Source organism: Flavobacteriales bacterium (assembly GCA_020635395.1).
Taxonomy (GTDB): domain Bacteria; phylum Bacteroidota; class Bacteroidia; order NS11-12g; family UBA9320; genus UBA987.
Genome location: JACJZV010000001.1, coordinates 520775 through 546778 on the forward strand (window position 1 = coordinate 520775; position 26004 = coordinate 546778).

Below are 26004 nucleotides of genomic sequence, written 5' to 3' on the forward strand. Positions count from 1 at the left end.
TTTGAAAGCCTATGGTTGCGATAGTAGATAAATTTGCATAAAACAACAGAATATGATTCACAACTATCAACTACAAGGTATGACCTGTAAAGGTTGCTTACGTAATATCCATACAGCATTGTCTGAAATAGATGGTGTTATAGATGTCGATATTGCTTTTGAAGAGTCTATTGCTACCATAAAAATGGAAGAACATATACCATTGGAAGTTTTGGAATCAGCTGTCCAAAAGAAAAACACCAAGTATCATATCCATCCAGATAAAGGTGATGGTTTAATCACAAGGACTTTTCCTGTGAATGGGATGACCTGTAATGGCTGTAAAGCTCACGTAGAAAAAACACTTTCTTCTGTTGAAGGTGTTCAAAGCGTATCAGTAGATTTAGAAAAAGCCGAAGCTACCATTGATATGAAACCAGAAATACCAATCGAAAAATTTCAAAAGGTTTTAGAAAAAGATGGTGGCACGTATAGCATTTTTAAAGCAGGTCAAAGACCTAATGTTAATAAGGAGAAACAAGAAAAACCAAAAGGTAAAGGCACAGGAACGTTTTATTGTCCTATGCATTGCGAAGGTGACAAAACCTACGATGAGCCAGGAGACTGTCCTGTTTGTGGTATGGATTTAGTCGAAGAAGTAAGTCTATCCACAACAAACAAACAGCAATGGACGTGTCCTATGCATCCAGAAGTTGTAAAAGATGAAGCGGGTGCTTGCCCTATCTGTGGTATGGATTTAGTTCCAATGCAACCCGACCTTTCCGCAGAAGAAAAAACCTATAAAAGTTTACTGAAGAAATTTTGGATAGCAACTGTTTTTACAGTACCCATATTTATTATTGCAATGAGCGAAATGCTCAATAACAATCCATTGTATGATATAATAGAACAAAAATATTGGAATTGGATTCAGTTTGCACTATCTATTCCAGTTGTGTTTTATGCCACTTGGATGTTTTTTGAACGTGCCTACAAAAGTGTTAGGACGTGGAATCTCAATATGTTCACTCTTATAGGCATTGGTGCAGGTGTGGCGTGGTTGTTCAGCGTTGTAGGAATGTTGTTTCCAGATATATTTCCAGATCAGTTCAAAACGGAATCAGGAGCGGTCCACGTTTACTTTGAAGCAGCAACAGTTATTCTCACATTAGTTCTTTTAGGTCAGTTATTAGAAGCTCGTGCACATAGCAAGACAAACTCTGCCGTAAAGGAATTACTAAAATTGGCACCTAATAAAGCGGTCAAAATTATTGATGGGGAAGAAGTCGAAGTCAGCATTGATAGTATTGAACTAAACGATATTCTCAAAGTAAAACCGGGTGATAAAATTCCTGTAGATGGTGTAATAACTGAAGGTGATACCAGCATAAATGAATCTATGATTACAGGAGAGCCAATTCCAGTAAATAAGGCAGCCGGTGATAAGGTGAGTAGCGGAACAATCAATGGCAATCAATCTTTCTTAATGAAAGCTGAAAAAATTGGAAGTGATACTTTGTTATCACAAATAATTCAAATGGTAAATGATGCCAGTAGAAGTCGTGCACCTATTCAAAATTTGGCAGATAAAGTATCCGCCTACTTTGTTCCGGTTGTGGTCATTATATCCATATTCACATTTATCATTTGGTCATTATTTGGTCCTGAGCCAGCTTATGTTTTTGCTTTCGTTAATGCCATTGCGGTTTTAATCATTGCTTGTCCTTGTGCATTGGGTTTGGCTACACCAATGAGTGTTATGGTTGGCGTAGGCAAAGGTGCTCAAAATGGTGTGCTTATAAAAAATGCAGAAGCACTCGAAAAAATGAATAAGGTAAATACACTTATAGTTGACAAAACAGGAACAATCACCGAAGGAAAACCGACAGTAGAAAAAGTAGGTTCATTTAATGATGATTTTAGTGGAAGAGAAGTACTGAATTACATTGTTTCATTAAATGCTAACAGTGAACACCCGTTAGCAGAAGCCACTGTTAAATATGGAAAAGAACATAATGCTGATAAATTAAAAACAAACGACTTTAATGCTGTTACTGGTAAAGGTGTAGAAGGCATAGTTAATGGTCATAAAACTGCATTGGGAAATCCAAAAATGATGGAATATGCTCAAGCAGAAATCACTTTCGAGAAGCGTTCAGTAGCCGACCAATATCAACAACAAGGAAAAACGGTCTCGTATTTGGCGATAGGTGGTAAAGTTATCGGGTATGTGGTTATTGGTGATAAAATTAAAAAGACCAGTGCCACTGCAATAAAAAGTTTACAAAAGCACGGAGTAGATGTAATTATGCTTACAGGTGACAATCACAATACCGCACAATTTGTTGCTTCTGAGTTACACCTATCTGGTTTTAAAGCCAGTATGCTTCCCGAAGATAAACTCAAAGAAGTAGAGAAGCTTCAAAAAAGTGGCAAAGTGGTGGCAATGGCCGGAGATGGGATAAATGATGCACCTGCGTTAGCCAAAAGTGATGTAGGGATAGCAATGGGAACAGGTACAGACGTTGCGATAGAAAGTGCTACGATAACTTTGGTAAAAGGGGATTTACAAGGAATTGTAAAGGCTAAAAATTTGAGTACCGCTGTAATGAAAAACATTAAGCAGAACCTATTCTTTGCACTTATCTATAATACATTGGGGATACCAATCGCAGCAGGAGTTTTGTTTCCATTTTTCGGAATATTGTTATCACCAATGATTGCTGCTCTGGCAATGAGTTTCAGTTCGGTATCAGTCATAGCAAATTCACTGAGATTAAAAGGTGTGAAAATATAGTCCCACCCAAGCCAACCCACAAACACGGCTAATGTAGTGACCCAACCCACAAAGCCAACGCAATTCACTACATTCTATGGTACTGCCGCCATTTTTAACTGTCATACTTTTTGTGTGGTGTGAGCCACCCTTTCAGCACATTGCTTTTAATTGGTTAAGCATTATTTTATTAATGGTACGATTTAAAAGCAAAGAGCTGAGCCAACCCTTCACACCAAACAAAAAGACCGCTACATTCCAACCACCACCACCATTTCGCTTATGCCAGTATAAAAATGTCGGAAGCATACATTAACATAATGTGGCATTATAGTACTTTATCCCCTCGCTTATAGGCGACTATGCCAACCCTATAAAGTCCTATAATAACATTATGTTAAGTAGCCAGTACCATAGCTGTCCTTATCAGTCCAGAGCCGTGTTTTAGCCACCGCACCCCACCCAAAATCCAACAATTCCCCACCACCCTTTTCAGCGGTCAGAAAAAAAATAAACTATGTCTTGTTTTCGGCTTTTAGTAGGTGCTATTCCGTTTCTCTACATACCACCCACTACAGCCTATAATAGCCAAGCAAGAGTAACTACTGCATTCCATTTCACGAAAGCAACCCTCAATTCCATTACGCAATCCGTATGCTTATCCAAGCAATAAACTTTGCAGTTATGTAAAGTTTGCAAAGTTTGCAATCCTGCAAAGCATACAGGAGTGCTTCATTTCATTCCCACCCAATTCGTTCCATTTCATTCCGTCACTACACTTGCAACCCTCAATGCCCTCGCTTCTAATAGCGGTATAGTTTATTTTTTTCTGGTCATATTACCCCAAATGGAATTGAAATCTGCATATCAATAAGAAATAATAGTGATGAAATCATTTGAGCAAAAAGGAACAAAAAGGGCAGCAAAAATAGGGCGGCTCGCTCAATGCCAACCCTCTTAAAAAGCCAAAAGACTACGGCATAATGAAAGGCAAATATTAGTTGATTATTAAATAAGGTATTTGCCTTTCAGCCTTCGGCACTTATTCCGTTTCCTTTTGTCTTTTTAGCCTCGCCACCCTGTCAATGGGCTTTCTTTTTTTTCCGTTTTTTTCTTTGTCAAAAAATTTTTGTGGTGAAGCGAAGCGGAACAATCCAAAAGTCCGTTTTATGAAACAGAAATTCACAGTTAAAACAAACAGTCCTTCAGCTAATCTGAACAAACCACACTTTTACGTCCTATCTAAAGGATTGAACAGCGGAAAGCCACTTGATGCACCTTGTCCGAATTGCTTTATCGTTACTACACGTAATGAAGCCTTAAAAGAGCAGTTGTACTGGCTTTGTCATAGCTTGTTGCAATCAAAAGCCTTACATAAGCATTTAAGAGGTTCAGTCATTCCCTTTATTTCCATAGTAGAATTTAGAAAAGTACTTTCTTTAAATTTTGAAGAGGTGGCAAAAGATGAACCGAGATTTAAAAAGTCTGTTCAAGCTCTACAAGCCTTGGATAAAAAGCAATGCCAATATTCAGAGAATATCAGACTAATTGAAGAAGCAAAGAGAATTGTTATGTATCGCTACATTAAAAGGCGGTAGATACGTGTTTAAGTCCACTTTAAACCGTATTTAATTCCACCCTAAAGGCACACCTTTGGAAAATGAATGCAAACTATACCAACAAAGAAAAAGCCCAACTGCCATAGGCAGAAGGGCTTCTTAATCCAAAATTCTAAATAACGGCTTCTTAGAATAGTTCGGAGATTTTCATTGCGTTACCTTGTGCGAACACGTAGTAATCTGAATTTACTTGTTGGTAGAACTCAATACCAACCACATTCACCACCATAACGTCAGTAGTCATAGTTGGAGTACCAGGTAATGTAGCTACCAGTGAGGTAGTAGTGGTGATTGCTTGGTCTACAGGAAGATAGTTTGAATACTCAACCGCTTTTAGCTCATTCAATGCTGCGTCTTTTGGTTCATAAACCTTTGTAGCTGCATTGTACTCAAAATCAGAAATCACACTTATCCCATTGATGATTCTGAAGTGAGTTGCACCAGAAGGAATGTTCAAATAGTTCAGTGGGTTGAACGCTGGAACGTCTAAAGTTGACTCGTCCCGGTTAGCACCTGCGGTAATGGTATAAGGTGCAGAGAATGTTCCGTCAAAAGATGTGAAGCGATTAAACTCGAAACCACTTAAATACTGTGGAACTGAAGAAATAAGAACAGCTCTTTTACCTCTGGATTCTGAACCGTCTTCCAAATTGATTTTCTTCATAATAGCAGTAAGTCTTCCAGTCACTTGACTGTCAGCCATATTTTTCATTAGGCTTGCTAACCCAACTCTAATAGATTTTCCTGCCAATGCACAACCGCCAAACTCGTTCATATTTTCACGAGTTCTTTGGAATGCAGGATCTGTTGCGATTTGGTCGGCTGTTGGACCACCTGTTAGTCCAGCAAAATAGCCTTGATTTCCCTTGATTTTAAAATGTCTAATGTCGCCAAGAGTTCCGACATACTTTAATGGTCCTTTTTGCCTTGCCATAATTTTAATTTTTTAATGTTATACAAATAATTATTACTATTGCAAAGTAACTAATAACTAATTGATTATCAGTTGTTAAAAGAAGGTAAGCAAGTGCAAACAAATGCAAACAAACAAATAGTGGTAAGACCACATTTTGAAATCGTCAAAATACTTGATGGTGATGGTATGATTGTAAAAAATATTTTCAACAATAAGGAAGAAGAAATTAGACTATTAGGAATTGATGCACCAGAGATAAAAGTCAGTTCAAAGACCAAAAAAGATGAAAGGGAAACTCATATACCTGCACAACTTTTACTGGAGCTTGGCTATAAGTCAATGAATTTTCTAATCAAGAAAACAAAAAACCAAAGTTCTGTTACACTAATCCAAGAGCGAAAGAATTTGAAAGACCGATACGGAAGAAGTTTAGCTTATGTTCGTTTGCCTAACGGTAAAACTCTTAATGAAATTCTAATCCGTAGAGGCTATGCAAAGCCATATAACAAAGTTTATTGCTCTGAGCTACACAACTATCAAAAGCTAAATCTAAGAGCAAGAACAAAGCAAAAAGGCTTATATTCGCTTACTCAATCCTTCTAATAATCTGACTTTATTTATCTTTGTTTTCCTTTGATTATCAACTTATTGTTGCCCATTTGTTGCCGAAAACACCTAACTAACTGATAATCATATATCAATTATTTATTGTATTGGGAAGTGAATATACAAAAAATAGTATTAGGAATTAAATAATAGGTGTCCACAATGTTGATTATAAGTTTAATCTGAAAACAGTTGTTCGTCATTATTGAATCGAAGTAATTTGATGTTTCAAGATTTCAACAATTAAGAGTTTTATTCCACATTTATTTTTACCCAACTCAGAGTAGCTTAAATTTACCTTTAAATTGGTCTTTCAACAAAGCAAGACTGAAGGTTGGTTTCAAATCAAAATTATATTTAATGACTAAAATTTTAAATTACAAGGAGGTTGATAGGTTATTTCTTTCTTATAACTATCAGTTGTCTTCGTTGTCTAGTACATCAATTAGGATTTATACATTGAAGTACGGCATGTATAATGCTGCGGAAATTGTTAAACTCGAAGAATCCGAAGATATTGAGAATTTTAAAAGTGAATTTTCGCATTTAGGCTATGCGACCATTGTAAAACATTTCGACAATTTAGTAGATATTGAAGAGTACCTTTTTAATGGTTTTTTTATAGAGACACCTCTTGGGAATGAACTCAAAAGAAGATATGAGAAATTTGTAAAAGGTCAGCTTAAGAACTTACCTCCCAAAAGCAAATACGAGTATATTGATAGTGCTTTTAGCTATGTCTTACAAGATGAAAATGGTACAGTCCTAGAAAATAGTTTTGTTGAGGGGAACGAGGTAAAGCTTATTGATAAAATAAGTGAAGTGCTAAGCCAAATCAATAGAGCCATTTTTATTATTATTGAGGCTCCAGCCGGATTTGGTAAGACATGCAGTGCGTATGAATTGTTAAATTATTTTTCTTCGGAAAATTTAAATAAGCTACCATTCTTTAGTGAGCTTTCAAGAAATCGAGAAGCTAGAATTTTTAAACATATTTTACTTAACGAGATAAACGACCAATTTCCACTCGGAATAAAGGATAACATAGTTCTTGAGCAAATAAAAAAGGGGCGTATTCCTTTGATTGTGGATGGTTTTGATGAGCTTATAACGCGTGATAGTACTAAAGAGGAAATTGAAAGCATGCTATCCACAATCTTGGAACTTTTAGATGGTAAAGCGAAAATTATAGTGACAACAAGAAAAACAGCTTTGTTTTCTAGTGAGGAGTTCTTTGAAAGTGTTGAAAATAGTACGAAAGATTTCCATGTTGCTCGGTTTGAAATTTTTCAACCTAATATTGATAATTGGCTAAGCAAGGATAAAATTAACCTTATCGAACTTCATGGTATCCCAAAAGAATCAATTGAGAATCCGGTTCTTTTGTCTTATTTGCGAAATATCTCATACGAAGTATATTCAAATTATTTTGGAGTAAATGCTACTGATAATCTAATAGATAAGTATTTGAATTACTTATTGATAAGAGAGAAAGAAAGGCAAAATATAAAACTGAGTCCAACACATCAACTTCTAATCTTTAGGCGACTTGTGGCTTTGATGGCTGAATTTAACTTTACATCAGAAAGTAAACCAGTTTTTAAGGAATTTATCCTATCATTTAATGATGCAATTTTGAAGGGTAGTTTAACAGAATATCCGGTATCTGAAAAACCAACGCTTGAAGAATTGTCTGAAACTCTTACTAATCATGTGTTTCTGGATAGAAAAACCAACGAAGAGATAGGTTTTGTAAACGATTTCATTTTTGGAACTCTAGTTTCACAAAATTTATTAGATGAAGGATTTTTAGAAGAAAATCCAAATTTCATTAGATGCCTACCGCAAGATTTTGCAATCAAATCCCTCCAAGCGTCTAAAATTCAGAGTTCTGAGGTAAAAAAATCACTTTGGGATTCATATAACGGCTTCAGTAATCAAGCCTATGATGTTGGTTTTAATTTTTACCTTGATTATCACTTTAATAAGGAGACTAAAAGAAATTTTGAAAGTCTAATTTTGGACAATTGGAACATCAAAGACTTTGAGTTTACACAAAGCCACTTTAGCAATTGTGTTTTTACATCCATTAAATTCGAGAATTGTTTGTTCGATCTTAGCCTATTTGATGGCTGTTCTTTTCAAAATTGCAAATTTATTAATTGTATGTTGGCGGCTTCGATATGTATAATAGAGCATAATAATTTTGCTCTTTATGCATGTGAGTCCAATAATGATTTTGTAAAAAGGGTGGGTGATCGACAGAATTTGAATGATAAAGAACAAATCGTTTTGCCAGATATTGAAATACTTAATCTTTTCCTAATCCCGAAGAAAAATAATGTTGTCCCAAGAACTATTGGATTCATCAAAGAGAGTTTGAAAAATTACCCGAAGCCAGCAATTAATAAATGCATAACTAGTTTAAAGGGCAATTCTCTAATATATTTTCGAGATGATCTTTGCTTCATAACAAAGAAAGGTTTGGATTATAGAACAAAAATTAACAGAAATAGATGAACAGACCTCACAAGTTGGCAGGTGCCGAAATAATCTGTAGGGAAATTGTGTCGGACATATCCTTTCAATTGGATAAAGCAGGCTTATTATACCGAATTTTTTCAAGAGTGAAGGCACTTGATTCAATAGGTGAAAAATTCATCAGAAAAAAATCAGAAGGAGAATCTTATTCAAATGGTGGAAAAATGTTGCAGGATTTCATTGGAATAAGAGTTACATCTTACTTCCATGACGACATCCATCCAATAATGGAGTTAATAAAGTCTCTTTCCAAGTATAAAATTGTTGATGAAAAAATCGACCTGCATTCGTCAAGCGAGTTTAAGCCAAAAAGAACCAACATAGTATGTAAAATGTCCGAAAGTCAAAAGGAAGATTTCTCATTTATTATACGCTCATTAGGAAGTGAATATGAAGGAAAAATAGATTCCACTTTCGAAATTCAGCTAAGAACAATAATTTCCGAAGGATGGCACGAAATAGACCATAATCTTAGATATAAATGTAAAGAAGATTGGATTTCTCATTTGGAAAGTGACAGAATGTTAAATGGAATCTACGCATCGTTGGAGACAAATGAGGTAGCATTGAAAGAAATGTTCGAAAGACTGGCATATAATCATTATAAGGAAAAAAATTGGGACGCATTATTAAGAACCAAATTTAGATTGAGGCTTCAGCTAGATTCAATATCAAACGAACTAAAAGCAATTCTAGATGCTGATAACGAATTAGGGAAGAAAATTCTGAAGGCAGAAAGGGCTGAACTAATTAAAACTTTTATAAAACTGACAGATTCCGTACCTGTCACAATGGATAATATAATTTATATAATAAATTTATTGGGTTCGGGAAATGAGAAAATATTATATCTAACACCAAAAACAATTTCCCAAGATGATATTTTTAAGAAAACAAACGAACAAAAGTTAGCTGTTTAATTTACCCGGAGAACAGAATACCACTTGTAGTTTTGCATGTAATCGCAGGATAAGCTGAAGTAATTAGATTGATGCCATTTGGTTGAACTAAATCTACAATTCCTCACCCCTCCACCAAACTTAACGAAATCCGTTTTCGGGCAATGTCCACCTCCACCACTCGGGGGTAAACTTCCTGTCGCAGTTTTAGCACTTCGTTGGGCGAGGAAATGCGGTTGTGGCTCATTTTAGATATGTGAATGAGGCCATTTTCTTTGATGCCTAAGTCAACAAACGCACCAAAGGCCGCCACATTGGTAACAATTCCTGCCAGTTTCATGCCCACCACCAAATCGTTTATAGATTTTATTCGGGGGTCGAAGGCAAAGGTTTTTCGTGGTTCTCGCGGGTCGAGGCCGGGGTTTTTAAACTCAGAAACAATGTGTTTTAAGGTAGGCAAACCTACTTCAGGTGTCACAAAATTTTCCAACGAAATACCTTCCAATTTTTGAGGATTTACGAACATATCCTCCGGTTTTGCACCAACGGCATGGCACATTTTTTTGGCCAAATCGTAGCTTTCGGGGTGAATACCCGATTTGTCTAACACATTTTTGCCATCGCTTATTCTCAAAAATCCGGCACATTGCTCAAACACTTTATTGCCCAACCGAGGAACTTTTTTAAGCTGCTCTCGGGTATCAAACCGACCATTTTCTTTTCTGAAATCGATGATGTTTTCGGCGGTTTGCTGGCCGAGGCCACTCACAAATTGCAACACATGTTTGCTGGCAATATTCAAATTTACCCCAACCTTGTTTACGCAACTTACTACCACTTCGTGTAGTTTTTCTTTGAGTAGGGTTTGGTTTACATCGTGCTGATATTGCCCAACACCCAATGATTTTGGGTCAATTTTTACCAATTCTGACAAAGGGTCTTGCAATCTTCTGCCAATGCTGATAGCCCCTCTATACACCAAATCAAGGTTCGGAAACTCCTCTCTGGCGGTTTCGCTGGCCGAATAGATGGAAGCTCCGTCTTCGTTTTCGAGAAATATCATCGGTTTTGCATTTCCAAAATCTATGTTTTGAATGAATTGTTCTGTTTCTCGTCCAGCCGTGCCGTTGCCCACCGCAATGGCCTCAATGTTCAGTGCTTTTACTTTTTGTTGAATAATCTGGCTACTCTTTTCAGGCTCCCTGTCCGGAAAAATAGTTCCCTTTTCTAAAAAAGTGCCAAACTTGTCGAGGCAAACCCATTTGCAACCCGTGCGAATGCCCGGGTCGATGGCTAAAACCGATTTGTTGCCCAACGGTGGAGCCAAAAGCAAATGTTTCAAGTTGTCGGCAAAAACCAATACAGATTCTTTATCGGCTTTCTCTTTTAACTTCTTTTTATATTCCGATTCAATTTGGGGTTGCAACAGCCGTTTGTAGGCATCTTCCGCTGCTTTGGCAACCAGTTTGCCGCAATTGTTGCGTTTCGGAACGCATTTAAACACAATGTCGTTAATGGCTTTTTCGGCATCAGGTTCAATCGAAACGGATAAAAAACCTTCCTTTTCGCCACGCATCATGGCCAAAAACCGATGCGATTGAATGTGTCTCAGGTTTTCATCGTGTTTAAAATAATCTTTATAAACCGCCGCTTCGGGTTCTGTGTCTTTTTTGCGTTTTACTCGGCACGATACCACACCAAATTTTTCAAAACGGTCTCTTACCGAGTTTCGCATAGAGGTATTCTCGCTCACCCATTCGGCCACAATATGCAAAGCTCCTTCAATGGCATCATCGGCAGTCTTTACATCGCCTTTTACAAAACTTTTTGCCTTAAAATAGGGGTCAAATTCACGTTGAGCATAAATGATTTGTGCCAAAGGTTCTAATCCGTTTTTTCGTGCAGTTTCGGCTTTGGTCGATTTTTTTTCTTTATAGGGCAGATAAAAATCTTCGAGTTGGTCGGCATCAAAACAGCCGTTTATTTGTTTTTCGAGTTCGGCAGTTAGCTTGCCTTTTTCTTTTATTTTCTGCAGAATAAAATTTCGCCTTTTTTCTAATTCTTTGAAAAAAGTGTAAAGGGTTTCTATCTCTGAAATCTGCACCTCATCCAAACCTCCAGTTTTTTCCTTTCTGTATCGAGCAATAAACGGAATGGTAGCCCCTTCATCAAGCAATTTCACCGTGCCGGAAATACTTTTTGGGTTTACATCTATTTGGCTGGATATGTAGTTTTCTGCAAGCATTTTTAAATTTGTGTTGCGGCGAAATTATGTGTAATAATGACAATTCAACCAAAAAAAGAAACACAAGCTATGATAAAAATTGACCTTTTACGTGTGTCGATATTGATATTTTCTCATTAGTTTTGGAATGACAGAGGTTCAGTTAAAAAAATAAAAGTAACAGATGAACTACATAGTTTCAAATATAGAAGAATACCAGAAAGCTTATGAAGAAAGTGTAAACAACCCTGAAGCATTTTGGGATGGCTTTGCCAAAGAGTTTGTGTGGCATAGGCATTGGGATAAAGTGCTGGATGCCAATATGCACAAACCGGAAATACATTGGTTTGTTGGGGGAAAACTAAACATTACCGAAAACTGTATTGACCGACATTTAGAGACAAAAGGGGAGCAAATTGCCATCATATTTGAACCAAACAATCCGAATGAAGCTTCGCAGCATATTACCTATCGGGAGTTGGCCAAAAACGTAAACAAAACGGCGAACATGCTGAAAAATATGGGAGCCAAAAAAGGCGATAGAATTTGCCTTTATATGCCCATGGTGCCGGAATTGGCGTATGCCGTGTTGGCCTGTGCCCGCATTGGGGCTGTGCATTCGGTGGTTTTTGCAGGTTTTAGCAGCAAAAGTTTATCCGACCGAATAAACGATGCTGAGTGCAATATTTTAATTACCGCAGATGGGGGACTTCGGGGTGATAAAATAACGCCATTAAAAGATATTGCAGATGAAGCATTGTGTTCGTGCAACACCATTCAGAAGGTTATTGTTTTGAAACGGGCATTGAACAACTGCAATATGACGGCTCAAAGAGATGTATGGTGGCACGAAGTTTTTGAGCCTGCCTCAACTGAATGCCCTGCGGAAGTTATGGATGCAGAAGATATGCTGTTTATACTTTACACCAGCGGAAGCACAGGCAAACCAAAAGGTATGGTACACACCTGCGGTGGCTACATGGTATATACCAATTTTAGTTTTAGAAATGTGTTTCAATATGCCGCCGGAGATATTTATTGGTGTACGGCTGATATAGGTTGGATTACAGGACATTCCTATATCCTTTATGGGCCTCTCAGTGCGGGTGCCACTACCGTTATATTTGAAGGTGTGCCCAGCTATCCCGACATGGGAAGATTTTGGGAGATAGTAGAAAAACACGAGGTGAACATCTTTTACACCGCACCAACGGCCATTCGCTCGCTCGCACAGTGCGATGACTCATTTGTAACAAAACACAATCTTTCTTCTTTGAAAACACTGGGCACTGTGGGCGAACCAATAAATGCAGAGGCTTGGGAGTGGTATGATACAAACATTGGCAAACATAACTGCCCCATTGTGGACACATGGTGGCAAACAGAAACGGGGGGAATTATGATTTCGCCATTGGCAGGCATAACGGAGACAATTCCAACATTTGCCACCCTGCCGTTGCCCGGAGTGCAGCCCTGCCTTATGGATGAGTCGGGTAATGAAATGGAGGAAATGGAAGCCGAAGGCAGACTGTGTGTAAAATATCCGTGGCCGGGCATGGCCAGAACCATCTATGGCGACCATCAACGATTTAAAGACACCTATTATTCCAGTTTTGCTGGAAAATATTTTACTGGAGACGGAGCAAAACGCGATGCAAAGGGCAATTATCGCATTACAGGTCGGGTGGATGATATTGTAATTGTGAGTGGTCATAATCTTGGAACAGCGGAGATAGAAAATGCCATCAATGAACATCCAGAAGTGGCCGAATCGGCGGTGGTAGGCTATCCGCACGATATAAAAGGCAATAGCATTTACGCTTTTATAACGCTTAAAAACAACAGCCAATTGAGCCAAGCGGCATTGGAAAAAGCCATTGCCGATTTGGTTTCTAAAACCCTGGGGCCAATCAGCAAACCCGAAAAAATACAGTTTGTCAATGGTTTGCCCAAAACAAGAAGTGGGAAAATAATGCGGCGAATATTGAGAAAAGTGGCGGCAAACGAGTTGGAAAATTTTGGAGATACCTCAACACTTTTAAACCCCGAATGTGTAGAAGAAATTGTTAAAGGCCGAAAAATGTGATTTTGGAGCAAATAAAAATTTTACCCAAAAAAGTATTTAAGCAAATTTATCTAACTGATATTAAGTGTGTTGCTATGTAAATCAATTGGCTCGACTTTTCATTTCTTTTTAAAATTGAAAATTAATCTGAACCTTTTTACTTGTTTTGGATACTATGGGTATGAAACGATTTTATTTTTATTTACTGGCAATGGCAATAGGCTTGGGGTCTTTTGCTCAAAGCGAAACAAAGCCCGAAAAGGTTTACTCATTGGTGAAGCAACGACGCACAACCGAGTGGTATAGAATTCAGGCCGAACTTTGGAAAAAGGAAATTGATAAAAACCAACAAAATGTGGATGCATGGCACAATTATTATCGAGCCAAAAGAATGTTGAAAATTTATAAAGAAGGGGTGACGCAAAAAGATCTCGACAGCATTGTGTCCACAATGAGTACAGCCATTCCAAACACGTTCGAGTATCACTACATTTCTTTTTACAACTCTGGTTTTCGGAATCCGGAAATAGATGTGACACATTTAAGAAAAGCACAAGAACTGGGGCCTGACAGAGTAGAAATTATGGCGGATTTAATGACCTACTACGAAGTAAAACGTAACCATAAACAACTTGAAACAATTGCCCAAAAATGGTTTGCATCCAACGACATTTCGACCGGTATTTATAGCTTTTGTTACAATATGCTTATGAGTGTTGATGATAATGCTATTCTGATAACCTACGGTGATAATGATACCTATCCATGCTGGATTTTGCAGTATGTGAAGGGTATAAAACCAAATGTCAGCATTATTAATGCATCGCTCATTATGCAGGATGAATACAGGCATTTGCTTTTTAAAGAAATGGGGTTGCCCGATTTAAAATTTGATACGACTAAAAGTGATTGGTTTAACACTGCCGAAGAGAAATTGCTCAGACACATTAAATCAAACACCAACCGACCTGTTTATCTGGCAGTTAGTGTTCATAAAAATCGGTACGAGTTTATAAAAGATGAGGTGTATAATGTGGGGTTGGCTTATAAATGGTCGGACGAAAAATTTGACAACATCGCTGTTATTAAAAAGAACTACGAGAAATATTTTTTGAAAGATTACATAACGCACCAGTTTCAAAACGACATAAGTCAGGCAGTGGTGGATGATATGAATTCGAACTACCTGGTGCCGTTGGTTACGCTTTATCATCATTATAAAGAAAGTGAAGACCCTGAGCAATTGGCTTTAAAAAGTGTCATATTAACCATTGCAGGTCAGGTAAATCAGTTGGAAGAAATAAAGAAACTACTCTAATCTGGGTGAATAAAATTCACAACCATACCGACGAATCGTTGATGAGCTTTGTTCAGCAAGGCTCATCTTCGGCGTTAGAAGAGTTGTATAAAAGATATAGCAAACCCCTGTTGGTGTTGATATACAGAATGCTCAACGGCAACGAAATTGCAGCTCAAGACTTGCTGCATCAGGTGTTTCTAAAAATTATGGAGAAACCTAAAAAGTTTGATACAACCAAAAAATTTAAACCCTGGCTGTTTGCCGTTGCTGCCAATGAGTGTAGAAAATCGTTTCGACAAGCTACCACAGAAAACCTAAGTGAAGTAGCTGATTGGGCTAATGCCGATTCGCAAACGGCAAGATATGAGCAGAGAGAGTTTTACCATCAACTTGAAATAGCGTTGAACAAATTGAATTACGAAATGAGAGAAGTATTTGTTTTAAAACACCAACAGCAGTTGAGTATAAAAGAAATTGCCACCGTTTTGGAGATACCCGAAGGCACCGTAAAATCTCGGTTGCATTATGCCCTTAAAACATTGGCCACACAGTTAAATGAGTTTAATCCGAAAAAATAGTTTATGAAACAGTTAGAAGAGGAAATAATGGAATGGGCAGAGAAATATTCGTTCGACCAACTCAGCCCCGACATGCAAAAAAGTGTGCTTTCTTCTATTTCGAGCGAAGAATACAATCAAGTACACGAAACATTTAATAGCTATTCCGCTTTGTTTGGTGCCGACGAGAATAAACTTCAGCCTTCTGCACATATTTTGCCAGATTTGATGCAAAAACAAAATGCTAAAAAGAATGGTTTGGCAAAAATATTGGTTTACAAAATGCCTGTTTATCAAGCTGTTGCGGCTTGTTTTTTGTTGTTGGGTTTGGCCTATTTTTCTTTAAAACCAAAGGTGGAATCGGCTGCTGAAATTGCGGTACAAAAGCCTGTAGTTGAAAGAATTTACGACACGGTTTATATAGAAAAACCATCAATAGAAAAAGAACCACGGGTAATTGAAAAAAAAGTGTTTGTGCAGGGCAAGTGCAACGAGCCGCATTTAAACAAGGTCAATGCCTCGCGAGAAAAGTTTTTGGCACACGATAGTGTTACTCCAATTTCGGTGGGTGATATAGTGCGGTCGTATGGCAACACGACCGTAAGTGCAGAAAAACTCGAAAAATTTAAGATGCCGATGTAAGCAAATTACACAGCAAAGCAAATATCGCTTATCAGGTTTTCGGGGGCCGTATCTTTTGGACTATTTCGATAAAACTCGTAAGGATGAATGCCTTTTTTGGGTTTAAATTCTTTGGCACGAATCATCATTTGCGAAGCTGCCCATGCATTTCCAATATGGTCGTATGATCCTATGTGTCTTATAGTGTGAAGATTGCATTTCTCAATTTCGCCCTTAACCCAACCTGCCGGAAGATTTTCCGGATATTCGGTAACGCAAACCGCCGAGGTAAATTCCACTCCACCATTAACAATATCAAATTTGTGATATTGCGAAAACCAAACGTCGGATAAGTGTTGCGAACCATTAAATTCGTTAAACAAAGCATCAAAATCTTTTTGCATAACGTCGCCAATGGTGTGCATTGTTGCGTTTCGTTTTATGCCAACGTATTTTCCTCCATTAAATGGCTGAACGCCTTTAAATTCGAGTTTGCTGTGAATGTTTCCGGTTTCGCAATAGTCTTTTAGCATTTTTAAACCACGTTCAAAATCCATACCGATGCCGGCTTGCATTATTTTTTTAAAGAAGAACATGAAGAAGGGTAATGAGCCATGCATTTCCCAAGAAACAGAAATTTTTGAGTCCTTTTCCTTTAACCGAAAATAAATTTTTGAGGTTGACTTCCACGGCTTTAAAAAGGTTAAATCCATGTCAATAACATCACCCGTTTGCCCATTATTTTTCATATTTCCGCTTCCGGTTCGTTTGCCTTGCCATTCATAAAAATCGGCTTTTTCATTAACCGAAATTTTTACCTCTGGCTCTAAAATAGCCCATGGCGACCATTTTTGCCAAATAGTGTAGTTGTTGATGGCTTGCTCAACCGAAGCTCGGTTAGCATTAATTTCAATAGATCGAGAAACGAACATTTTGGGCATAACTGAAAAATTTTGGCTCGAAAATAGATTATTTAGTTAAACCTCGTGTTAAGAAAAAAAATGAAAAAAGGATAGATTTGAATATGCGAAATCCTAAAGCACAATTCTGCACCAACGGCTTTGTTGAAAATCCTTACAGCACAATCGGTATGGCCACTGCCGCCGGAATGGGTTTAATGTTTATGGGAATCATGACTGGGTTGCATGTATATATTTGCATGGCTCTGCTTTTTGGAGGTATTCTATTGGTTTTCGGTTTTTCCATTGCTACCATAAAATATGAAATATTTGATGATGGAATAACTCAGCAAATAAGACGAAAAATACCTTATCAATTATGGAAAAAAGAAGAAAATAGAACCATAAACTGGCATGAGGTAAAGTCGTATAAAATTGATTTTGACAAAAATCGGTCGGGAAAGGAATATGAGTATATCAAACTTTACCTTAAAAAATCGCCTGGTCAAATCTGGATAACCGACCAAATAAATAGAACAGGATTTGTGGAGTTTAAAGAAGTGTTTTTACAAATAATAGAAAAGCATGAACCTCAAAAACCAACCGCCACACCTCAAACCGAAAGGGCTGTGCAGCCACCTCAATTAAAAGCTGAGCATATCGTGATTGAAAGAAAATCAAGTTTTTACGACACTTTTTTCGCCAAAATCGTAACCGTTTTCTTTTTGATTCTTACGGCTATATTGCTCGCTATTGGATTTATTCACGGGTTTTCCGGCACCCAATGGTGGAAAGTGAACATCATTTTATTGCCCGGAACTATATACATGATGCGGCGGGTATTTTTTGCAAAATAAAAAACCCTGCACTACACAGGGCTTGAAAGCTCAATATGCTCTTTGAGCGACTCTTCGGCCTTTTCAATAATTAAATCGTAAAAGGGTGTGGTGTCATTATCAACCTGAACGGCCTCCAACGCATCATAGTAGCGTTTTCTTGAGGTCAAATCACCCTTTAAGGAAGTGATAGTGTAGCCATTTTGAAGTAGAATAAAATTCATTATTAACCTCGATGTGCGGCCATTGCCATCAATAAATGGGTGGATGCTTACCAAACGCTCGTGCATTTCGGCTGCTAAAAGCACCGGATGCATGCGTTTTTTTTGTATCTCATAGTGCATAAAATATTCTTCCATCATTTTTTCGAGAAGATACGGCTGAGGCGGAACATGCTGGCTACCCGAAATGCGAACTGGAACATTTCGAAACCTTCCGGCATTTTCATTATCAATACTTTTTAGCACTAAACGATGCACCTCTAAAAGCGAACGGCGATTAAACTTTTCTTTTCCCGAAACCAAATCTTCAATAAAATCAACAGCTTCGGCGTGGTTGATGGCCTCCAAATGCTCTCGCATACTTTTTCCGCCAACGGTGATTCCTTCGTTTATAACCAAATGAGTTTCTTTGAGAGTCAGCGTATTCCCTTCTATTTGGTTGCTGTCGTAGGTATATTGAATTCTGAAATACTCCTTTAGCTTATACAAAGCCGAGCCTTGCAATGGTTTTAGAGCCTTCAATTGATTTTTAAGCTTATCTAACTTGTCGAGTTTTTCGGTATAACCTGTGGGCAACTCGGGCAAAATCAATGCTTGATTTGATGTGAGGTATTCTACACGGCTCTCGGCCACCATCAATATTTCGGCATAATTTTGCTCGTATTGAACGAGCTTGGCAATTTTATCTGCCAACAATTCTTTTTTGATTTCCGAAAAATCAATGTGCATTGCCTCTGAAAGTTGAACCAAGTGTTTTTCGGAAGGAACCCGCTTTCCGGTTTCGTATTTGGATAAAAGTGCTTGATCTATACCAGTTTTGGCTGATAATTCAAGCATGGTTTTGTTGCTTTCGGTTCTCCATTTTTTAAGCGATAGGGCAAGATTTTTCATAATAGACAAAATTTAACATGACAAATTTAGTCATATTTTAATGTATTTTTACATTTTTCTCTTTTTTGACTTTTTTAATACAAAGGGAGAAAGATTATATATCTCCTACCATAGGGGTTGCCATTGTCTTTGTAGGTGGTTTCTTCTATACGAAAGGAGTCTGTGATTATTCCGGTTTTATAGATGTCATCTGTCTTAAAGGCACCAACTTCGCCCGGTAGGCAAATATTTTCGTAGTAGGGTACTGCTTCCAAATCGCCACTTATCCAAATGCCGGTACGCTCGCCATTTTCATATTTACCCATCTCTTCGAGGTGGCCATTGGGGTCGTAAAACTTCCACATTCCATTTCTTTTGCCGTTGGCAAATGTTCCTTCCAATCGCTTTTCGCCATTGTTGTGATATTCGGTTATTGTTCCACCGGAATAGTCGAGCGTTTGATTGCCGTTTTTGTCGTAATATGCTGTGTAATAAATATTTTCAAAGTCAACTTTCATTTCTTGGTCGCATTTAAAACGCTCAAAACTGGACAACACCAAACCGCTAAGAAGTTTATTACCGTTAGGATTCCACATTTCTATAGTGCCGTAATACTTTGTGGTGTCGTTGGTTATGGGGTTTATATACCACCCGGTGTCGTAGTTTACAGTCTTGTACTTTTGTCCATTCAAATTATTATAAACCCAAAGCCCAACTTTTGCACCTTTCTCAACCCTTCCCACACTGGCCACAACCCCGTTTTTGTAGTAATAGGTATAATCGCCCGTGCGGGTGCCATTAAAAGCAATAATATTTGATCTACTTAAAGACGCATTGCCAATTATTCTTGGATATTTTATGAAATTATCCATACTGTCTCTGCCCCAGTATGAAAATGTGGAAGTATTGTCTTCGTGTGAATAACCATGATCCATAATACGGACATTTTCGGAATAACTTAGCTCGTAAGTGTAATCATTTTCGGAATAGTTATGCGAACTATATGAAGAATTCTTTAAATAAAAGACACTGTCTTCCAAAGAGTTATAAACTTTTACTTTTAAGCCACCTTCTTTGAAATAGTAATAACCGGTATCAACAAAGAAGCCGTGATGCAGGTTTACCTCCACCGAAGTGGGAGCCGTCACATTGCCTCTCCAGTATCTGCCATGTGGGTAACCTTTCTCAAACGTAACGGTTTGACTTAGCTCTTGTGGTCGAACAAAACTTTGAAATGGCCCGTGCAGTGTATCGAGATGATAATATGCCTTATATTCAATTTGGTTTGGGTAATATTTTTCCGGCGAGTAATAATCAAAACCAATACAATATCCATGTAGTTTGTCATAATAATATTCTTTCAAAAAGGACGAACTATTTCCATAGAGTCCGTGTCTAACCCCCTCAATATAGTTGGCATTGTATGGAAAATCGTAGGCGGAAGAATATGTGCCGTCTATTTTATTGTTTTTGTAATGGATTGTAGTTCCCCAATTCTGCTGAATTGAAGTAACATTTCCCGATTCAACATAAAGCGAAGATTTTTTCCGCCAATTATAATGACTGCTGTTGCCCGAATATTGGCGTGGTTCCTTCACAAACAACATACTGTCGATTGACCCATCTTTATGTTTAATTGTTTTTAATTTTACCTCGTATGCTTGCTTTTTGGAAGTTTTTGAGTTTATCTCTCCAGTATATAAATGATTTTGATAAATCACAGAATAGTCTAATTGCTTAGGTGTATTAATCAGGTCTGATTTTCCAAGTATCTCTTTTGTGCCAATCTTAGAATATATACGGGCGGCATATCTACTTTCTTCCCCATGTTCATCCATCAATTTTGGAATTTCGACATAGTCTATAGAAGTTACCTTAAAATCTTGATTTTTATCTTGCCAAAAATGCCTAAGTTGCAGATAATCCTTTCCATTCGAGTCAATCCTCTGCCATTCGGTATATTTCGTTGTGTTTCGCTTTTTGTCTTTTACTGCTCGATAATATTCATCGGTGTGCAGAAGGCAAAAGGTTGTGTCGGTATATTTTTTTTGAGGTTCTATTTTGCAAACAACAAACCCGGTACTATCTCTATATTTTTTCGACAGAAAGTAGTTAGAGTATTCTTCAAACACAATTTCCTCTTTTTTGCCGTACACAATTCTTTGAGAAGCGTTAGAACCGTTGTAATTGTCAAACCGTTTCATGCCGGTCTTTTTTGTCCAATATTTATTTTCTGTTGGGCTTGAAGAAGTATAATAATAAGTTCTAAACTCCATTTTTTTTCCGCTTTTGGGGTCAAAACGGGTTACGTTATAGTATTTTTCAATTTCATTTCGCTCAAATTTTTCGAGTACTATTCCCTTGTCGTTATATAGATATATGGGTTTTGTAAATGTATCTTTAGTTAGGTCAAACTCCAATTCAACCAATCCATTTTTATGATATTTTTTAAACGAAACAGTATTGTCAGGAACAATGTTAATGTTTTCGACATAAAGCATTGAATTGTACCAATAGGGTATCGTCCATTTTTTAGTTGCTTTATACTCACTCAAATAAAAATATTTAAAAGAGGTATATTCTCTTTTTACATTTCCATTTTCAAAATAAGAAATCGTACGACCCATGCCAGTGCTATCAAACCAAAATTTTTGATAGGTTAATTTTCCGTTGGAGTAGCCTTTCTCATACGTGCCATCGCCAAAATTGCGGTTATACCAATAGGTAATTTGCCCTTTTTTATCATATTTTTTTTCTTCAATTAGTCTGCCCATGTCGTATATCCACTCGCCGGAAATGCCATTTTTATATTTGCTCTTAAAATTCTGCTCTTTTCCGTTTTTGACTCCCAGTACATAATTTGCTGTATGACTTAGCCTGCCTTCGTAATATGTTTTGTGTTCGCCATTAAACTCCCCATCTTTATAGGTATAATGATATTCTTTATTTTTTCTAAGAATTTTCCAATCTCCGGTTTTAATGTTGTCGGCATATTCTCCGGTTTGCACAATGTTATGCCCTTTGCCATAGTCATACCACACCGCCTTTCCGTTCTTTTTATTTTCTTTAATTGAAAAAAGCACCGCCACAATGGTGGTGTCTATATGGCTATATACGGGGTTGCCCCATTCATCAAATTTGTACTTGTCTTTGGCGTAATAAATCAAATAGTCGCCATCGGGTAGCTTAAATGGATTGTAGGGCAAAAAAAGTTCATCATCCGAATATCCTTCCCATATTCCCGATATTTTGGTTTTAGATTTTCGCGAATGACGAGAATAACCATTTCTGCTATAATACCTATCGCCATAGTATTCATGGTTGCCACTATTAAATGGCACTCTTACTGGATAGATATTATATGTTTTACCTTCAAATGTGGTATGAGTAATTTTTAGCTGAGCCCAAGTTGATATTGGCCAACAGGCTATTATCAGAATTATTAGTCTATTCATTATGTCCTTTCTTTTTTAAAATAATGGTAACAATTTGATATACTGCACATCTCCGTCATAAGAGGCACCATATCGGGTTTCGGTTATACGTATGGGACTAACTACCACATTTGTCTCGTCAATATCCGGAAATTGGTAGGCATTTACATCGCCTTTTACGCACATGTTTTCGTAATATGGCACAGCTTCTAAATCGCCTTTTACCCATAGTCCCGCACGTTTGCCGTCCTCATATTTGCCTATTTCTTCCAATCGACCATTGGGGTCGTAAAATTTCCAAACGCCATCGCGTTTGCCATATTTAAACTCACCTTCCAATCGTATCAATCCATTATTTTGATATTCATAAATTTTACCACCTTCATAATCTAAAGTTTGGTTGCCGATCGAGTCGTAAAATTCGGTATAGAGCAATCGTTCAAAATCAACTTCCATTTCTTGGTCGCATCTAAAACGTTCTTCGCTGTTTAATATCAATCCTTTCAGCAGTTTTGTGCCATCAGGCCGCCACATTTCTACCGTTCCATAATATCTTGTAGAGTCGTTGGTAATTGGGTTTACATGCCATCCGGTGTCATACATTACCCGTTTGTGCAATTGGCCGTTTAGGTCAAAATAATCCCAACTGCCCACTTTTTGCCTATTTTCTACTCTGCCCACGGCAGCCACCACATTGTTTTTGTAGTAATAGGTGTAGTCGGCCGTGTTGTAATTGTTGAAATGAAGTAGCATACCCTTCAAGTCTTCATATCCGGTTTGAGGTACAGGTTTTGTTTTGGTGGATGGGTAATAACGCATATACTCATTATTCTGTACTGATGCGTAATAAACACTATCTTGAAGTCGATAAAATACCTTGGCCTTTAAGTTGCCTTCTTTAAAATAATAATACCCTGTATCTATCAAATAACCATGATGGAGGGTGGCCTCCACCGAGGTGGGAGCAGTGACATTTCCTTGCCAATATTTGCCATGCGGAAACCCTTTCTCAAAAGTTACTGTTTGGCTTAGCTCTTGTGGCCGCACGAAACTTTGAAACGGGCCGTGCAGCGTGTCGAGAGTGTAGTAGGCTTTGTATTTTATTTGGGTACTTAGTTCCTCTTCGGGGCTGGTGTATCCATAGTCCAGCACCAGTCCGTGCACCATTCCTTTATAATATTCTGCCATGCCGCCTCCGTTTTCGGCTCTGCCGTGTAGCAAGCCATCTTTGTAATAGGCGGATGAATTATACGATGTTACTTCCCCTTGTTTTTTGTTATTCTGATAGCTAATTCCGCCAATTTCGTATGGTTTTCCTTGAGAAAGCAAAATTCTGGCTCTACTCATATCTGGCGATATGCCGTGCGATGTATGGCTATGATATCTACCCCCATAATACCCTTCATACACTGGATATGCATGTTTATTTTTCTTTCTTTTTAGGGCATATTTTAATTTTCGCAGAGGTTTGAATTTTTTCTTACCATACCCATAATAGTCATAATCCCGATTTTTGTTCCGTTTGAACTTTTTTCTATTAAAAAACCTTTCCATTCCGGGTTTTCGGTACATGTAATTTTTAAAAAAATCATCAGCTTCAGGATTAATGGTTACTTCATAAACATAATCTTGCAACTTCTCCGATAATTTTTCGTCGTATGTGAAGCTGTATTTGTATGGTTTAAATTTTTTTGAACGCTCGTACTTAACCAATCTTACTTGCCCGCTTATTGTTTCGCCGTTTGCAAAAACCGTGTAGTTCAGCGAATCGGCGGCTTTCGATAGCTCCAGTACTTTGTCAGAATAAGAAACTCCTCCATACGATTTTTTGTTTTGGAGAGAATAAACGGGGAAAGCAAATCTATGAACAACCTTGTGGCTGGTATCTTGACCGTATTCAGTTACAAAGGCTTCCACCATTTCTTTTTTGGTAATGGAGTCTAAAAACTGATTAGACGAGAATGAAGATATTACCCTACCATTGAACTCGTTGGTTTTAAAGGAGATATATGGGCTGTGTAACAAATAAAATTCCCGCTCAATTTCTTTGTTTTTCTTTCCATAGGTTCTATTGGTTGCAGATTTTAGTATGAATCCTGTTTCATTTTTGTGCAGCGAGTCGAGATATTTTGACGAATAGTGTTCCTTAACAACAACTCCATTTTGGTCATATTCTTTTTCCATTAAAGAAGAATAGCTCCCACTCTTGGTTTTTTCAGAAATTAATTGGCCGTTTTCTGGATTGTATTCATATTCATGCAAATAAAAGTTAAATACGGGGTCACGTTCATATTTGTTTGTTATTCTGCCTTCTTGGTCATATCTATAAACGGGCTTTGTAAATGTATCCTTGTCAAGGTCGTATTCTAACTCCACTTGTCCGTTCGGCCAATAGCTTTTGTATTTTTTACAATTTTCCATTCCATTAATGGTTTGAGCCATAGTCATAAACTTTTGACTGGTTAAAAAATCAAACGTTAATGACTTGTTCAAATAAGAATAGTAGTAATAATAGTAATACCATTTTTCGAAATCTGAAACGATATTTCCATTTTTTGAATAGAAGGTAATGTGTTCACCAAAACCGAACGAATCAATTTTTTGTGAGGTAGTTTGTTTCAACACTCCACCTTCATATAACCTATAGTTAATTCCATCAACGGGATCGGCCACAAAATGTTCTTCCAGTTTTCCTGCTGCGTTATATTTTTTGTGTTCTGTTTTTAATCCAAAATTGTAGTTGTATTCCGTTTTAATGTGGTATGGTTTTTCATCGTAATAGGTAATGGATTGCCCATTTATTACCCCTAAAACATAGTTGGCCGAAAAAGTCAGTCTATCGCCTCTCCACTTTTTATGTTCTCCATTTAGCAAGCCATTTTTATAGCTGTATGTTTCTTTACTAAATTCGGAATATAAATTCCATTCGCCTGATTTTTCACCGTTTTCGTAGCCTCCGGTTTGTATTATATGTTGCTCATCGGAGTAGTCATACCAAGTGGCGGAGCCATTTTTTCGGTTATTTTTTATAGTGAAAATTGCGGCCACCAAGGTGGTGTCGGCATGGCTGTATATGGGGTTGCCCCACTCATCATAATTTACTGCTCGCTTTTCATAAAAAACCAAATAATTACCATCGGGTATTTTAAACGGATTGTAGGGCAAGAATTGCTCTTTTGGCCATTGATTCCAGTATGTTTCTGGGGTGTCTTTTTTCTTCTTTTTATTCTTCTTTGCACTTCGTTTGGTGGTTTCCACAATATCATAAATGTCATAATCAATTTCTCCAAAATCCACATAATCCACTATGCGTTCAAAATCGCCATAGTAATCATAATCATACCTATCTGGTATTGGTATTCGCACCGGATATACGTTGTAGGTTTTTCCTTCAAATGTGGCTTGCGTTATTTTTAGTTGGCCATTAGATGCAAAATAGCATTGCACAATTAGTGCAATTAATAGGGTCTTTTTTAGCATTTAGTTGTTGTTTTTGTACGAATTAACGCAAAAAAACGAATCACATTGCCAAGAATTTTGTAAATGTCTCAATTCGTTTGAAATTCGGGAATTTTCAGTATTTGTTAAAATGTAGAGTAAGGTATTGAGGCCATAGTTAACAATTATTCTTTTTTTTTGTA

The 26004-nt window shown here is 37.4% G+C and carries 16 protein-coding genes; 10 read left to right on the forward strand and 6 right to left on the reverse strand.

The window, feature by feature from the left end:
* The first annotated feature begins 52 nt into the window (after positions 1-52).
* Entirely contained in the window at positions 53-2776 is a 2724-nt protein-coding gene (locus tag H6607_02245; protein ID MCB9261182.1) for a copper-translocating P-type ATPase, read from the forward strand.
* Between the two features lie 1064 nt (positions 2777-3840).
* Complete coding sequence (locus H6607_02250) at positions 3841-4353, forward strand: hypothetical protein (protein MCB9261183.1); 513 nt, start codon at positions 3841-3843, stop codon at positions 4351-4353.
* 148 nt (positions 4354-4501) lie between these two features.
* On the opposite strand, the gene H6607_02255 is transcribed toward H6607_02250, so the two are convergent.
* Positions 4502-5308, reverse strand: a complete 807-nt coding sequence (locus H6607_02255) for a hypothetical protein (GenBank protein MCB9261184.1) — start codon at positions 5306-5308, stop codon at positions 4502-4504.
* 72 nt (positions 5309-5380) lie between these two features.
* Here H6607_02255 and H6607_02260 point away from each other — a divergent pair, with 72 nt between their 5' ends.
* From H6607_02260 to H6607_02270, 3 genes are all read left to right on the forward strand, one after another.
* Positions 5381-5893 carry a thermonuclease family protein gene (locus tag H6607_02260; GenBank protein ID MCB9261185.1) on the forward strand — a complete coding sequence of 171 codons (513 nt, stop codon included), beginning with the start codon at positions 5381-5383 and terminating at the stop codon, positions 5891-5893.
* 462 nt (positions 5894-6355) lie between these two features.
* Entirely contained in the window at positions 6356-8416 is a 2061-nt protein-coding gene (locus H6607_02265; GenBank protein MCB9261186.1) for an NACHT domain-containing protein, read from the forward strand.
* Positions 8413-9357, forward strand: coding sequence for a hypothetical protein (locus tag H6607_02270; protein MCB9261187.1), 945 nt, complete (start codon positions 8413-8415; stop codon positions 9355-9357). The genes H6607_02265 and H6607_02270 overlap by 4 nt, the downstream gene beginning before the upstream one ends.
* A 103-nt stretch (positions 9358-9460) precedes the next feature.
* Here H6607_02270 and H6607_02275 read toward each other — a convergent pair whose 3' ends face one another.
* Positions 9461-11581 carry an RNA-binding transcriptional accessory protein gene (locus H6607_02275; GenBank protein MCB9261188.1) on the reverse strand — a complete coding sequence of 707 codons (2121 nt, stop codon included), beginning with the start codon at positions 11579-11581 and terminating at the stop codon, positions 9461-9463.
* Between the two features lie 163 nt (positions 11582-11744).
* Between H6607_02275 and acs the strand changes: the two genes are divergently transcribed.
* The 4 genes from acs (at position 11745) to H6607_02295 (ending at position 16124) form a co-directional block, all read left to right on the forward strand.
* Positions 11745-13646 carry an acetate--CoA ligase gene (gene acs / locus H6607_02280; GenBank protein ID MCB9261189.1) on the forward strand — a complete coding sequence of 634 codons (1902 nt, stop codon included), beginning with the start codon at positions 11745-11747 and terminating at the stop codon, positions 13644-13646.
* Positions 13647-13806: 160 nt separating this feature from the next.
* Positions 13807-14943 (forward strand): hypothetical protein, encoded by a 1137-nt coding sequence (locus tag H6607_02285; GenBank protein ID MCB9261190.1) that lies wholly within the window; start codon positions 13807-13809, stop codon positions 14941-14943.
* A 5-nt stretch (positions 14944-14948) separates the two neighbouring features.
* Entirely contained in the window at positions 14949-15503 is a 555-nt protein-coding gene (locus tag H6607_02290; GenBank protein ID MCB9261191.1) for an RNA polymerase sigma factor, read from the forward strand.
* 3 nt (positions 15504-15506) lie between these two features.
* The gene (locus tag H6607_02295; protein ID MCB9261192.1) at positions 15507-16124 is read left to right on the forward strand and encodes a hypothetical protein; all 618 of its coding nucleotides are present in this window, start codon (positions 15507-15509) and stop codon (positions 16122-16124) included.
* A 5-nt stretch (positions 16125-16129) separates the two neighbouring features.
* Here the strand turns inward: H6607_02295 and H6607_02300 are convergent, their stop codons facing one another.
* Positions 16130-17035, reverse strand: coding sequence for an SRPBCC family protein (locus H6607_02300; GenBank protein ID MCB9261193.1), 906 nt, complete (start codon positions 17033-17035; stop codon positions 16130-16132).
* A 92-nt stretch (positions 17036-17127) separates the two neighbouring features.
* Here H6607_02300 and H6607_02305 point away from each other — a divergent pair, with 92 nt between their 5' ends.
* Complete coding sequence (locus tag H6607_02305; protein MCB9261194.1) at positions 17128-17859, forward strand: hypothetical protein; 732 nt, start codon at positions 17128-17130, stop codon at positions 17857-17859.
* An 11-nt stretch (positions 17860-17870) separates the two neighbouring features.
* On the opposite strand, the gene H6607_02310 is transcribed toward H6607_02305, so the two are convergent.
* The 3 genes from H6607_02310 to H6607_02320 all read right to left on the reverse strand — a co-directional run bounded on the left by H6607_02310 (position 17871) and on the right by H6607_02320 (position 25810).
* Entirely contained in the window at positions 17871-18950 is a 1080-nt protein-coding gene (locus H6607_02310; protein MCB9261195.1) for a Fic family protein, read from the reverse strand.
* 74 nt (positions 18951-19024) lie between these two features.
* Positions 19025-22384 (reverse strand): hypothetical protein, encoded by a 3360-nt coding sequence (locus H6607_02315; protein ID MCB9261196.1) that lies wholly within the window; start codon positions 22382-22384, stop codon positions 19025-19027.
* A 15-nt stretch (positions 22385-22399) separates the two neighbouring features.
* Complete coding sequence (locus tag H6607_02320) at positions 22400-25810, reverse strand: hypothetical protein (GenBank protein MCB9261197.1); 3411 nt, start codon at positions 25808-25810, stop codon at positions 22400-22402.
* Positions 25811-26004: the final 194 nt, after the last annotated feature.